This window comes from Streptomyces sp. NPDC006476 (assembly GCF_040612015.1).
GTDB classification, from domain to species: Bacteria; Actinomycetota; Actinomycetes; order Streptomycetales; family Streptomycetaceae; genus Streptomyces; species Streptomyces griseorubiginosus_B.
The window spans coordinates 16,604-28,879 of sequence record NZ_JBEXPK010000001.1 but is presented as its reverse complement, the minus strand read 5'-3'; the positions used below and the strand labels follow the sequence as shown (position 1 = coordinate 28,879).

The 12,276-nt window shown below is 71.4% G+C and carries 14 protein-coding genes; 8 read left to right on the top strand and 6 right to left on the bottom strand.

Features of this window, described 5'->3' with window-relative positions:
• Positions 1-24 precede the first annotated feature (24 nt).
• Positions 25-1,146, bottom strand: a complete 1,122-nt coding sequence (locus tag ABZZ74_RS00150) for an ATP-grasp domain-containing protein (RefSeq protein ID WP_356760540.1) — start codon at positions 1,144-1,146, stop codon at positions 25-27.
• A 280-nt stretch (positions 1,147-1,426) separates the two neighbouring features.
• Here ABZZ74_RS00150 and ABZZ74_RS00145 point away from each other — a divergent pair, with 280 nt between their 5' ends.
• Entirely contained in the window at positions 1,427-2,287 is an 861-nt protein-coding gene (locus ABZZ74_RS00145) for a metallophosphoesterase (protein ID WP_356760538.1), read from the top strand.
• Entirely contained in the window at positions 2,284-2,973 is a 690-nt protein-coding gene (locus ABZZ74_RS00140) for a 4'-phosphopantetheinyl transferase superfamily protein (RefSeq protein ID WP_356760536.1), read from the top strand. Before ABZZ74_RS00145 ends, ABZZ74_RS00140 begins: the two co-directional genes overlap by 4 nt.
• A gap of 18 nt (positions 2,974-2,991) precedes the next feature.
• Here ABZZ74_RS00140 and ABZZ74_RS00135 read toward each other — a convergent pair whose 3' ends face one another.
• Positions 2,992-3,219 carry a hypothetical protein gene (locus tag ABZZ74_RS00135; RefSeq protein ID WP_133041998.1) on the bottom strand — a complete coding sequence of 76 codons (228 nt, stop codon included), beginning with the start codon at positions 3,217-3,219 and terminating at the stop codon, positions 2,992-2,994.
• Positions 3,220-3,448: 229 nt separating this feature from the next.
• Here ABZZ74_RS00135 and ABZZ74_RS00130 point away from each other — a divergent pair, with 229 nt between their 5' ends.
• Positions 3,449-4,471: an alpha/beta hydrolase gene (locus tag ABZZ74_RS00130; RefSeq protein ID WP_356760535.1), complete on the top strand. Its 1,023-nt coding sequence runs from the start codon at positions 3,449-3,451 to the stop codon at positions 4,469-4,471.
• Here the strand turns inward: ABZZ74_RS00130 and ABZZ74_RS00125 are convergent.
• Positions 4,439-5,023: a toxin-antitoxin system, toxin component gene (locus ABZZ74_RS00125; protein ID WP_356760533.1), complete on the bottom strand. Its 585-nt coding sequence runs from the start codon at positions 5,021-5,023 to the stop codon at positions 4,439-4,441. The genes ABZZ74_RS00130 and ABZZ74_RS00125 overlap by 33 nt on opposite strands.
• 14 nt (positions 5,024-5,037) lie before the next feature.
• Positions 5,038-5,691, bottom strand: coding sequence for a helix-turn-helix transcriptional regulator (locus ABZZ74_RS00120; protein WP_356760531.1), 654 nt, complete (start codon positions 5,689-5,691; stop codon positions 5,038-5,040).
• Between the two features lie 223 nt (positions 5,692-5,914).
• Here ABZZ74_RS00120 and ABZZ74_RS00115 point away from each other — a divergent pair, with 223 nt between their 5' ends.
• Positions 5,915-6,577 carry a hypothetical protein gene (locus tag ABZZ74_RS00115; RefSeq protein WP_165954742.1) on the top strand — a complete coding sequence of 221 codons (663 nt, stop codon included), beginning with the start codon at positions 5,915-5,917 and terminating at the stop codon, positions 6,575-6,577.
• Between the two features lie 68 nt (positions 6,578-6,645).
• On the opposite strand, the gene ABZZ74_RS00110 is transcribed toward ABZZ74_RS00115, so the two are convergent.
• Complete coding sequence (locus tag ABZZ74_RS00110) at positions 6,646-7,407, bottom strand: cache domain-containing protein (protein WP_356760529.1); 762 nt, start codon at positions 7,405-7,407, stop codon at positions 6,646-6,648.
• Between the two features lie 38 nt (positions 7,408-7,445).
• Entirely contained in the window at positions 7,446-8,186 is a 741-nt protein-coding gene (locus ABZZ74_RS00105; protein WP_356760527.1) for a GntR family transcriptional regulator, read from the bottom strand.
• A 113-nt stretch (positions 8,187-8,299) separates the two neighbouring features.
• Between ABZZ74_RS00105 and ABZZ74_RS00100 the strand changes: the two genes are divergently transcribed.
• From ABZZ74_RS00100 to ABZZ74_RS00085, 4 genes are read left to right on the top strand one after another with little or no spacing between them, the layout of a single operon-like run.
• A complete protein-coding gene (locus ABZZ74_RS00100; protein WP_356760525.1) occupies positions 8,300-9,331 on the top strand; it encodes an ABC transporter ATP-binding protein in 1,032 nt (343 codons plus the stop codon).
• A 21-nt stretch (positions 9,332-9,352) separates the two neighbouring features.
• A complete protein-coding gene (locus ABZZ74_RS00095; protein WP_356760523.1) occupies positions 9,353-10,546 on the top strand; it encodes an ABC transporter substrate-binding protein in 1,194 nt (397 codons plus the stop codon).
• 3 nt (positions 10,547-10,549) lie between these two features.
• Positions 10,550-11,413 (top strand): ABC transporter permease, encoded by an 864-nt coding sequence (locus ABZZ74_RS00090; protein ID WP_133042007.1) that lies wholly within the window; start codon positions 10,550-10,552, stop codon positions 11,411-11,413.
• Between the two features lie 11 nt (positions 11,414-11,424).
• Positions 11,425-12,240 (top strand): ABC transporter permease, encoded by an 816-nt coding sequence (locus tag ABZZ74_RS00085; RefSeq protein ID WP_356760521.1) that lies wholly within the window; start codon positions 11,425-11,427, stop codon positions 12,238-12,240.
• Positions 12,241-12,276 lie beyond the last annotated feature (36 nt).

The following is a 12,276-nucleotide window of genomic DNA, read 5'->3' as shown; positions in this document are numbered from 1 at the left end:
TGGTCCATACCTGTGGACGGGGGCTCAGCGCAGGACGGAAGCCGCGGCCTGAACCGGCTCGACGGGCGCGGGCAACGCCGGCAGCAGGGTCTCCGTCTCCTCCATCCGCTGCTGGGGAATCGACACCGGCCGCAGCGGCCGCGGCCCGGAGACCACCGTGTAGTCCTGCCCGAGGAACGGCGGCACCATCTCCCCGGGATCCTCACCGAGCGCCAACTGCACAGCGGCCCACGGGGCGTTGACCCCGCACAGCGACAGCTGGTGCAGGCCGCCGGCCGGCCGAGTGTTGACGTCCATCAGGACCGGACGGTCGCCGAACATCCGGAACTGGATATTGGACAGATAGTGCAGCCCGAACCCCTCGGCGATCCGCCGCGCCGGCTCCAGCCACTGCTCGTGCAACGTGAACCCGCGCCGACGGCCGTTCTTCGTCCGCCCCACGGCCAGCCGCACCCGGTTGTCGGGCCCGGTGAGGCAGTCCACCGAGACCTCCGGCTGCTCCAGCCGCGGCATCACGATCCAGTCGACCGGCTCCTCGGCCTGCTCCAGCGCCCCCACCACCAGATCGAGCGGCACATAGGGGCTGGGGAACCCGGTGAGGTGCGCCATCGAGAAGGGCGCCCGGGTGACGACCCGGAAGCCCACCCCGCCCGCGCCGGACGCGGGCTTGAAGCACGCCTTGTGCCCGGCGGCCTCCAACTCCTCGACGGCGGCGAGGAGTTCGTCCGCCGTCCGCACCCGCCACCAGGACGGCACCGGCACCCCGATCGCCTGCACGGCCTCGTAGGCGGTCACCTTGTCCTCGAACACGGCGACGGCCTCGGGCGGCGGCGCGAGCAGGGCCGTACCCACGGCCTCGAAGTCGGCGCGGTGCGCCACGATCGCGGACTGGTGCAGACGCGGCACGAAGACGTCGATGTTCCGCCTGGCGCACTGGTCGAGGGCGAACTCCACGTAGGCGGCCGGGGAGAGCCCCTCCGGCTCCAGGTCGGCCGTGTCGGCGGCGGCCAGCACGGGCGAGTCGGCGTCACCGTGGGTCGCGTGGATCTCGACCGCCCGATCACTCGGATTTCGCCGCAGCTGATCCATGAAGAACACGTTCTCCGCGTACGTGCGGTTGAGCCAGACGCGTACGCGAGAGACCATGCAGGGCCGTCCTTTCACGGTTCGCGGGCACGGCGGAGCAGCCCGTGCCCGGGCAGGGGAGTTGGAGGGTCACCAAACCGCCCCTGTGAAGGGAGTCCGTGGCGTTGGTGTTGGGGCGATCATACGGCTTTCCCGGGGCCCCGCGTGCAACGTGCGTGTTACGGATTCGCCGGACCCGTGGACGGACCGGTGCCGCCTTGTCCGCGCGCGGTGAATGTGCTCTGGTGGGACTCTCGGGCGTGGGGTGTCTCGGGCGTGCGATGTGCGGAGGGGGCGAGCGGTGACGTCGAGGGCCGGTGGTGCCGGACGGCTGCTCGCTATCAGCGATCTGCACATCGGATACGCCGAGAACCGCGCCCTGGTCGAGGCGATGCGCCCGGAGACCGACGAGGACTGGCTGCTGGTCGCCGGTGACGTCTCGGAGACCGTCTCCGACATCCGCTGGGCCCTGAAGACCCTCGCCGGCCGCTTCGCCAAGGTCGTCTGGGCGCCCGGCAACCACGAGCTGTGGACCCACCCCAGCGACCCGGTCACCCTGCGCGGTGTCGCCCGCTACGAGCACCTCGTCGAGATGTGCCGCGACATCGGCGTCACCACGCCGGAGGACCCCTACCCCGTCTGGGAGGGCCCGGACGGGCCCGTGACCGTCGCCCCGCTCTTCCTCCTGTACGACTACAGCTTCCTGCCGGCCGGCTGCGCCACCAAGGAGGAGGGCCTGCGGTACGCGCACGGCACCGGCATCGTCTGCAACGACGAGTACCTCCTGCACCCCGACCCCCACCCGACCCGTGAGGACTGGTGCCGGGCCCGGGTCGCCGAGACCGAGCGCAGGCTCGCCGAACTCCCCGCCGACCTGCCCACCGTCCTCGTCAACCACTACCCGCTGGACCGGCACCCCTGTGACGTGCTGTGGTACCCCGAGTTCGCCATGTGGTGCGGCACGGAGCTGACCGCCGACTGGCATCGCCGCTTCCGCGTCGAGACCATGGTCTACGGTCACCTCCACATCCCGCGGACCACCTGGCACGAGGGGGTCCGCTTCGAGGAGGTGTCCGTCGGCTACCCCCGCGAGTGGCGCAAGCGGCCGCATCCGCCGGGCGGACCGCGCCGCGTACTGCCGAGGGAGGTCGGGGCCGGGTGATCGAGGAGCTGCTGCCGCACGAGGTCGTGGTCGTGGAGGTGCACGGCGACGACGGCACCGAGCCCGCCCCGCTGTACCCCGAGGAGGCGGCGGTCGTCGCGCAGGCCGTGCCCAAGCGCCGGCGCGAGTTCGCTCTGGTGCGCGCCTGCGCGCGGCGCGCCATGGAGAAGCTCGGTGTGCCGCCGCGGCCCGTGCTGCCCGGCGAGCGCGGCGCGCCGGTCTGGCCCGCCGGCCTGGTGGGCAGCATGACCCACTGCGAGGGCTACAGCGCGGCCGCCCTGGTCCGCGCAGCCGACCTGGCCTCCCTCGGCATCGACGCCGAACCCCACGGGCCCCTGCCGGACGGTGTCCTGGACGCCGTGTCGCTGCCCGGCGAGGCGGACCGGCTGCGCCGGCTCGCCGACGAGCACCCGGAAGTCCACTGGGACCGGCTGCTGTTCAGCGCCAAGGAGTCCGTCTACAAGGCGTGGTTCCCCCTCACCGGGCGGTGGCTGGAGTTCACCGAGGCCGACATCGAGGTCTTCGTCGACGCGGGCGACGGGCCGCCGCACGGCGGTTTCCGCGCCGAACTCCTCGTCCCCGGGCCCCTGGTGGGCGGCCGACGGATCAACCGCTTCCAGGGCCGCTGGAGCGTCCGGCGGGGGCTGGTGGCGACCACGGTCACGGTCCCGCACACCGCGGACTGACCCCGCGGAGCGGGGCTGTCACGGTTCGGGGCACCAGCTCTGCAACAGCCGGAAGAACTCCTCCTCGTTGCCCGTCAGGCCCGCGTCCGCCAGCGCCTGCTCCGCCTCGGCCAGCACCGAGGGCGGCACCACGGGTGGTCGGGCCTCGCCGGGAGGCCCGTCGAAGGCGGCTCGTACGGTGTGCAGCAGCCGCAGATACGCCTGTACTGCGGTGCGCTCGCGGTCGGTCAGTACAGCGGTGGGCATCGTCGGCTCTCCCCGTGTCGCGTCTCGGCTCGGTCGCTGCGCACCCCGGTATGGAGGGGTGCGACTCCAGCTTGCCGCCCGCCACTGACAATCGGGTCCGGCGACGGGGCCGTTCGCTCGCTTAGCGGAGCCGAAACCTCCTCGAAACCCCTGGTGGGAATGGGGTTCTACGCTGGAGGGCAAGGGCTTTCGGGCCGCTTGCGGGCGGCCGTGGAACGGGAGGCGAGGCATGGTCGACGTCTCGGGAAGGCGCCCGGCACGGGCCGTGCGGCTGCGCTCGGTCGGCGAGGACGAACTGGGGCTGCGGTACCGCGTGGTGCACGGATACCGGCGTGCCTTCCGGATGGCCGGCGAGGGCCCGGTCCTGGTTCTCGTCCACGGCATCGGCGACTCCTCGGCGACCTGGGCCGAGCTGATCCCCGACCTGGCCCGCACCCACACCGTCATCGCCCCCGACCTGCTCGGCCACGGCGCCTCCGACAAGCCGCGCGCCGACTACTCCGTGGCCGCGTACGCCAACGGCGTCCGGGACCTGCTCACCACGCTCGGCATCGAATCGGCGACCCTGGTGGGGCACTCGCTGGGCGGGGGAGTGGCGATGCAGTTCGCCTACCAGTTCCCGGAGCGGACCGAGCGGCTGATCCTGGTCAGTGCCGGTGGGGTCGGGCGGGAGGTCAACCCCGTGCTGCGGCTGGTCTCGCTGCCGGGCGCCCATGTGATGCTGTCCGCGCTGCGGCTGCCGGGGATGCGGATGCAAGTGGGGCTCGCGGTGCGGCTGATGAAGCTCATGGACACCGATCTCGGGCAGGACGCCGCCGAGTTGGTCGACCTCGTCGACGCCCTCCCGGACGAGACCTCCCGCAACGCCTTCATCCGTACGCTGCGGGCGGTGGTGGACTGGCGGGGGCAGGTCGTGACCATGCTCGACCGCTGCTATCTGACCGAGGGCATGCCGACCATGCTGATGTGGGGGGACCGGGACAGCGTGGTGCCGGTGCGGCACGCGTACGGGGCGCACGAGGCGATGCCGGGCAGCCGACTGGAGATCTTCGAGGGCGCCGGCCACTTCCCCTTCCACAGCGACCCGGCACGTTTCGTCTCCCTGGTCGAGGAGTTCACGGCCACGACCGCGCCGGCCGACTGGAGCCGTGAGCACTGGCGGGACCTGCTCGTCGAGGGCCGCCTCCACGACGGCAGGGAGCGCACCGGGGACCGGAACCTACGGGAGGCCAGCGAACGCAGCGCGACGTGACGGCTGGCTCTGCGGGCCCAGGTAGCCGAGGGAGGCCTCGATGCGGCCCGCCAGGTGGTCGCGCTGCACCGGCGCCCGGTGACCCGAACCGGTGAGCAGGGTGCGGCACTTGCTCGCCAGCAGCAGGCCGAAGGTCTCGGCCTGCTGCTCGTCGGCCTGGTCGAAGTGGCTGCGCGCGGCGACCGTGCGCACGGTGGCCCGCAGATCGATGTCGTCGTCCAGGAGGCGGGCGGCGACCCTTGCGCCGTCGACATGGTGGCCGCCGTGGCCGGCCTGCATGTGCCACAGTTCGTGGCCCAGGATCACCAACTGGTGGTCGGGGGCGGTGCGTTCCTCGACGACGACCAGGTCCCGGTCCGTCATGTCCAGCCACAGGCCGCTCGCCGTGCCGGGCGGGAAGACGGCCGTACGGAACTGGACCGGGCGTCCGCGGCGCCGGCTCATCGCCTCGCACAGGGCGGTGTGCGGGCCGGTGGGGGAGGCGGGGACGGGCAGGGGGAGTGCCGTGACCAGTTCGCCGCACAGGCGGCGCATGTCCTTGCCGATGCCCACGCGCCGCCCCCGGCTCACGACTCGGGCCGCTTGACGCTCTCCAGGAGCATGTCCAGCCACTCCGCCACCTTGTCGCGGTGCTGGTCGGTGGGCAGCTGGGCGGCCCGCCAGGCGATCCCGCGCACACCGTGGTCCTGCAGCAGCTTCTCCAGCGGGTCCTCGTCCGCCGACGCCGCCTCCCGCTCCGCGAGCCGCTGCAACAGCTCCTGCTCGGTGCCCTGCAGGGCGACCGTGAGCGCCTCGGGGTCCTCGGCCGTGAGGAAGCCGGCGTGCACGCGGAAGAAGCGCTGCAGGGCGTCGCAGTGCTCCATCGTGGGGCGGCGGTCGCCGTTGATCAGGGCGCCGGCCTGCTGACGGGACATGCCCGCGCCGTCGGCGATCTCCTGCTGGGTGTACTTGCGGCCGTTGGGCTTCAGCCGGGTGCGGCGCAGCAGGTCGAGCCGCTGCAGGAAGCGGGCCTGGACGTCGGGTTCGCCCGCGGGCCGGCCCGCGAGGAGGGCCTGGACGACCGGTTCGGGCACGCCCGAGGCGCTGGACAGGCGGCCGGTGTGGAAGACCTCGGCGTGCGCTACGCCGAGCCGGTCGGCGAGCGTGCCGACGCGAGCGACGACGGCCGGGAGCGCGGCGGTCGCCGGCGTGGTGCCCGGAGCCTCGAAGCCTTCCGTCACCGACAGATCTCCTACGTTTCGCACAGGCTGCTCACAAGCGGATGCCGTGAACTTGACGGAGATTACCGGGTCGTTCGAACTCACATCCAGGTGTCGCCACAACTGTGGCCAATTTCAGCCGTCAACAGGCATGGAATGCCACGATAGTTGACATGGCTCCTGCCGGGGCCGCAGGATCAAGGCGCCGCGTGAAGGCCGCAGAGGCAAGAGGGGTGACCTCCCGATGGCGTATCAGGCAGGAGGGCAGCGGCCGGCACCGCGGCCCGTCCCCGAGAGTCCCGAGGCCCAGGCGTATCTGCAGGACTACGCCACCCTCCTGGAGGCCGTGCCCTTCCCCTCCGTCGTCGTCGACCACCGCTGGGACGTCGTTCTGACGAACAACGCTTTCGCGTCACTTTTCCGTGAGGTGGGCCCGCACCCGACGGCCATGCCGGGCGACAACCTCCTCCGGTTCGTGCTCTTCCATCCCGACGCGGCGAGCGTCCTCGGTGAGCACGAGTCGAGCTGGTGCCTGCCGATGCTGGCCCACTTCGCCGCCGCAGTCGAGTGCCACACCCACGACCACGGGCTGCAGGCCATCCGCCGGGAGATCGCCCAGGACCCGATCATGGAGGCCGCCTACCGCCAGGGCCTGCCGCACTGGCTGAGGGTCATGGGGGAGCGGGCCGCCGCGAACGACGGCGCCGTACGGCCGCTGCTGCATCCCGACCCGCGCTGGGGCGCCACCGACTGCCGCGTGGTGGACGAGACGCCCGAGACGCTGCGGGAGATGGGGTACACGCGCATGACGTTCGTCCTGCGGGAGGCCCGGCGCGAGCGCCCCCGGACCCGCACCGCACGCCGTACGGCGGCGCACCTGAGGGTGGTGCCGGACACCGAGACCTGACCGGGCCCCGCCGGCGTTCAGGTCGCCGGCGGTGCCGGGTCGGAGAGGGGGGTGGGTGGCCGCCCGCGTCAGCGCGGGGAGGTGACCAGCACGAGTGGGACGCCTCGGCACGGGATCAGGCGCATGCCGTCGTGCCGGGCCGGGCGCGCGCTCTCCAGCACGGCGGCGAAGTCCGGCCCCTTGGTGAGCGAGCCGGCCAGATGGGCGGGGTCGGCGGAGGCCGCCACCCGTCCGCGGGCGTTCACCAGGTGCGCCGGGCCCGGCAGCCGGCGCAGCAGCGGCAGCACGGCGGCCTCGAAGTGACGCAGGTACACGTCGGCCGCGGCCACACCGGCGAAACGGCCCTCCGTCTCCACCGGCGCGGACAGGGTGAGGCTGTACTCGTCGGAGCAGAGGTAGTCGACATAGGGTCCCGCCACCGCCCGCTCGCCGGTGTCCCGGGGCAGGGCGAACCAGTCCCAGTGCGTGTAGTCGGCGTACGCCGAGTGGTCCGGGTCGAGGTCGAGCAGCAGCGGCCGTACGTCCCCCTCCGCGCCCGACTGCCACCACTCCAGCCAGGCCGGTACGTCGCCCAGCAGGCCCGGCGCGGCGACGAAGCCGACCCCGGACACCAGCGCGTTCCGGGCCAGCCGCAGATGCAGGCCCGGGCGCAGGGCGGCGAGGTCCACGGTGGCGGGGCGGCGGTTGTCGGCGGCCACCCGGGCGAGCAGGGCCGTGGTCTCGGCGCGGGTGGCGGACACGGCGTCGAACACGCTCTCCAGCTCGGATCCCACCTCGGCCGCGACTGACTCCTCCGGCGCCGTGCCGAGCGCCGCCGTCGCCAGGCTCATGCCACCCTCCCCCGGACGGGACCGGACGCGGTGCGCGGCTAGAGCGTCAGACGCAGGGCGATGAGCCGTGCCGTCGACTCCTGCACGCACCGCTCGGCCAGTTCCCTGGCCGTTTGGTGAGCCCCATCCTGCACGGCCGAGATTACGGAGCGGTGACGGTCCGCCACCTCTTCACGATATTCGTCGTCCGCGAGCACAAGACACAGCAGCGCCCCCACCTCCGTCTGCAGGGCCACCTGTTCGCGGGTGAGCCGGGCCGACTGGGCGGCCGCCGCCAGCTCCACATGGAAGCGCCCGTACACCCGCCCACGCGCAGCCGCGTCCTCGGCCTGCGCCAACTCCTCGGCCGTACGCCGTAGTTGCAGAAGGTCGTCGGGTTCCGTGCGCTCGGCGGCGAGGCGGCCCGCCGTACCGGACAGGGCGGCCCAGTGGTCGCCGAGGTCGCGCAGCTCCTCGGTGCCCCAGCCGCGCAGGCGCGCCTTCAGGCGTTCCTCGCCGGGGACTTCGGGCAGGGAGACGAAGGAGCCGCCACCGCGGCCCCTGCGGGTGGTGAGCAGTCCCTGCTGGCGCAGGGCCATCAACGCCTCCCGCAGGGTCACCGTGGACACGCCGAGCTGCCCGGCCAGTTCGCTCTCGCCGGGCAACTGCTCCCCGTCGGCGAGCAGGCCCAGCTCGATGGCGTCACCGATCCGGCGGACGACCGCGTCCACGCGCGCCCGGTTGTCCACCGGGGTGAAGACGGCCCTGCGGGCACCGCCCGTCATCTGCTGCTGGATCACGGCCACCACCTTGCACGTTGACTCAAGCTTTACCCTGAGGGGGCCTTGAGCTTTGAACTATGACTTCATATCTTTCCGTACAACGTACGCGTGCACCAGAAAGGTTCCCGTGCATGGAGGGAAGTGCGATCCGGCTGCAGGATCTGCGGAAGTCCTTCGGGGAGACGACCGCCGTGGCCGGGATCGACCTGGAGATCCAGGACGGTGAGTTCTTCTCCCTGCTCGGCCCCTCCGGCTCCGGCAAGACCACCGTCCTGCGCATGATCGCCGGGTTCGAGAGCCCCACCGGCGGACGGATAGAACTCGGCGGGCAGGAGGTCACCGGCCTCGCGCCCTTCGAACGGGACGTGCACACCGTCTTCCAGGACTACGCCCTCTTCCCGCACATGACCGTCGAACAGAACGTCGCCTACTCCCTCAAGGTCCGCGGGGTCCCCAAGGCCGAGCGGCTGGTCCGGGCCCGCAAGGCACTCAGCGAGGTCCGCCTGGAGGGCTTCGGCAAGCGGCGGCCCGCCCAGCTCTCCGGCGGCCAGCGCCAGCGCGTCGCCCTCGCCCGCGCCCTCGTCGGCCGCCCCAGCGTGCTGCTCCTCGACGAACCCCTCGGCGCCCTCGACCTCAAACTGCGCGAGCAGATGCAGGTCGAACTCAAGGCGCTGCAGCGCGAGGTCGGGATCACCTTCGTGCTCGTCACCCACGACCAGGAGGAGGCCCTGACGATGAGCGACCGCATCGCCGTCTTCAACCAGGGCCGCGTCGAACAGGTCGGCACCCCCGCCGAGATCTACGAGCGCCCCGCGACCGCCTTCGTCGCCTCCTTCGTCGGCACCTCCAACCTGCTGGAGGGCGAGTCCGCCCAGCGCGTCGTCGGCGCCCCCGGCGTCTACAGCGTCCGCCCCGAGAAGATCCGGGTCCTGAAGGAGTCCGCCGGGGCCGACGAGCCCGAGCACGCGAGCGCCGTCGGCACCGTCGCCGAGGTCGTCTACCTCGGGGACGCCACCCGCTTCCTCGTCGACCTCGACGCCGGCGGCCGCCTCACCGCCCTCCAGCAGAACCTGGAGACCTCCGCCGAGGACGTCGCCGCCTACCGCGGCACCCGGGTGCGCCTGAGCTGGCACCGTCGCCACACCGTCCACGTCCCCGACTGACCCCGACCCATGGAGAACGTCGTGCGCCTCACCCGAACTCTCCACCTCGCGGCCGCCACCGCGCTGCTGCTCGCCGCCACCGCCTGCGGCTCCGGATCCGGCGGTTCGTCCTCCACCGGCCTCAACCCCCCTGACCTCAAACCCCTGTCGAAGCTCGGCAAGTCCGAGGGGCAGGTCAACCTGATCGCCTGGGCCGGCTATGTCGAGAACGGCTCCAACGACCCCAAGGTCGACTGGGTGACCCCCTTCGAGAAGCAGACCGGCTGCAAGGTCAACTCCAAGGTCGCCGCCAGCTCCGACGAGATGGTCAAACTGATGAAGACCGGCGAGTACGACGCCGTCTCGGCCTCCGGCGACGCCTCCCTGCGCCTGATCGCCTCCGGCGACGCCGCCCCCGTCAACACCGAGCTCGTCCCGAACTACAAGGACATCTTCAGCGGCCTGAAGAACGGCGCCTGGAACTCCGTCAAGGGCCAGATGTACGGCATCCCGCACGGCCGCGGCGCCAACCTGCTGATGTACAACACCCAGAAGGTCACCCCCGCACCGACCTCCTGGGCAGCCGTCTTCGACGACGCCGCCAAGTACAAGGGCCACGTCACCGCGTACGACTCCCCGATCTACATCGCCGACGCCGCGCTGTATCTCAAGTCCACCAGGCCGGAGTTGAAGATCAAGGACCCCTACGCCCTCGACCAGAAGCAGTTCGACGCCGCGGTGAGCCTGCTGAAGAAGCAGAACGCGAGCATCGGCGAGTACTGGAGCGACTACCTGAAGGAGATCTCCGCCTTCAAGAGCGGGGACTCCGTCGTCGGCACCACCTGGCAGGTCATCGCCAACCTCGCCGCCGGCGAGGGCGCCAAGGTCAAGGCCTTCGTGCCCAAGGAGGGTTCGACCGGCTGGTCCGACACCTGGATGATCTACTCCAAGGCCAAGCACCCCGACTGCGCCTACCGGTGGATGAACTGGATCGTCTCCCCGAAGGTCAACGCCCAGGTCGCCGAGTACTTCGGCGAGGCACCCGCCAACTCCAAGGCCTGCGACCTCACCGGCGACAAGAATTTCTGCACCACCTTCCACGCCGCCGACGAGGGCTACTGGAAGAACATCGCCTTCTGGAACACCCCCATCGAGCAGTGCCTCGACGGCCGCACCGACGTCAAGTGCGTGCCGTACGCCAAGTGGGTCCAGGCCTGGACCGAGATCAAGGGCTGAGGCATGGCCCTGCTGACGCGGACCGCGGGGGCGCTGCACCGCCGCCCCCGCCTCAGGCTGTCCCTCCTGCTGACCGCCCCGCTGCTGTGGCTGGCCGTGCTCTACCTCGGCTCCCTGTCGGTACTGTTCGTCTCCGCGTTCTGGACGACGAACTCCTTCACCTCCGAGGTGGTGAAGGTCTGGTCGACCGACAACTTCCACGAGCTGTTCACCACGCCCGTCTACCGGGAGGTGATCCTGCGGAGCGTCGGCGTGGCCCTGGCCGTGACCGCCCTGTGCGCGGTGATCGCCTTCCCGCTCGCCTTCTACACCGCCCGGGTGGCCCGGCCGAGGTGGCGTCCGCTGCTGGTCGTCGCCATCCTCACGCCGCTATGGGCGAGTTACCTCGTGAAGGTGTACGCGTGGCGGCTGATCCTGTCCGAGGGCGGGCTCGCCGACTGGATGCTCAGGCCGTTCGGGCTCAGCGGCCCGGGCTTCGGCCTGCCCGCCGCCGTACTGACCCTGACGTACCTGTGGCTGCCGTACATGATCCTGCCGATCCATACGGCGCTGGAGCAGTTGCCCGCGGGCCTCCTCGACGCCTCGGCCGACCTGGGCGCCCGCAGCTGGCGGACGTTCCGGTCGGTGGTGCTGCCGATGGTGCTGCCCTCCGTCGCCGCCGGCTCGATCTTCACTTTCTCGCTGAGTCTCGGCGACTACATCACCGTGCAGATCGTCGGCGGCAAGACCCAGCTGATCGGCAATCTCGTCTACTCCAACATCGAACTCAACCTGCCCATGGCCGCCGCGCTCGGCACGGTCCCGGTGGTCGTCATCGTGCTGTACCTGCTGGCGATGCGCCGCACGGGCGCCTTGAGCAGCCTGTAGAGGAGCCCGCCGTGCAACTCTCCCGTCCCGCGCGCATCGCGCTGCGCGTCGCCGCCGGGCTCGGATTCGCCGTGATCTACGTGCCGTTGCTGCTCGTGGTCGTCAACTCCCTGAACCCCGACCGCAGCGCCGGCTGGCCGCCGCCGAGTCTCACCACGCACTGGTGGTCCGTCGCCTGGCACAACTCCGGTGCGCGCGCGGCTCTTTGGGTCTCGGTGAAGGCCGGACTTGGGGCGAGTGCGATCGCCCTGGTCCTCGGGACGCTGATCGCCTTCGCCGTCGCCCGGCACCGGTTCTTCGGCCGCGACACCATCTCCTTCGTGGTCGTCCTGCCGATCGCCCTGCCCGGCATTGTCACGGGCATCGCCCTCAACTCGGCGTTCAGCACGGTGCTCGCGCCCCTCGGGGTCGGCCTCGGACTGTTCACGGTGATCGTCGGGCACGCCACCTTCTGCATCGTCGTGGTCTTCAACAACGTGGTCGCGCGGCTGCGTCGCACCTCCGGGTCGTACGAGGAGGCGGCGATGGATCTGGGGGCGGACACCTTCCGTGCCTTCGTCGACGTGACCTTTCCCCTGGTGCGGTCGGCGTTGCTGGCCGGTGGGCTGCTGGCCTTCGCGCTCTCCTTCGACGAGATCGTGGTCACCACCTTCACCGCGGGACCGGGGATCGAGACGCTGCCGATCTGGATCTTCGAGAACATGACCCGGCCGCAGCAGGCGCCGGTGGTGAACGTGGTGGCGGCGGTGCTGGTGCTGGTGTCGGTCGTACCCATCTATGCGGCTCAGCGGCTGGCGGGGGACACGGCTGGGGGGAGTCGGGTCTGAGGGACGCGCACCATTCCCCCCGCCCAGTGGTATGTG

Bases quoted from the DNA above. Each gene is read 5' to 3' on its own strand.
- ABZZ74_RS00090 (WP_133042007.1), top strand. From the start codon at position 10,550: ATGGCCCTGCTGACGCGGACCGCGGGGGCGCTGCACCGCCGCCCCCGC.
- ABZZ74_RS00150 (WP_356760540.1), bottom strand. From the start codon at position 1,146: ATGGTCTCTCGCGTACGCGTCTGGCTCAACCGCACGTACGCGGAGAAC.
- ABZZ74_RS00115 (WP_165954742.1), top strand. From the start codon at position 5,915: ATGGCGTATCAGGCAGGAGGGCAGCGGCCGGCACCGCGGCCCGTCCCC.
- ABZZ74_RS00100 (WP_356760525.1), top strand. From the start codon at position 8,300: ATGGAGGGAAGTGCGATCCGGCTGCAGGATCTGCGGAAGTCCTTCGGG.
- ABZZ74_RS00110 (WP_356760529.1), bottom strand. From the start codon at position 7,407: ATGAGCCTGGCGACGGCGGCGCTCGGCACGGCGCCGGAGGAGTCAGTC.
- ABZZ74_RS00130 (WP_356760535.1), top strand. From the start codon at position 3,449: ATGGTCGACGTCTCGGGAAGGCGCCCGGCACGGGCCGTGCGGCTGCGC.
- ABZZ74_RS00135 (WP_133041998.1), bottom strand. From the start codon at position 3,219: ATGCCCACCGCTGTACTGACCGACCGCGAGCGCACCGCAGTACAGGCG.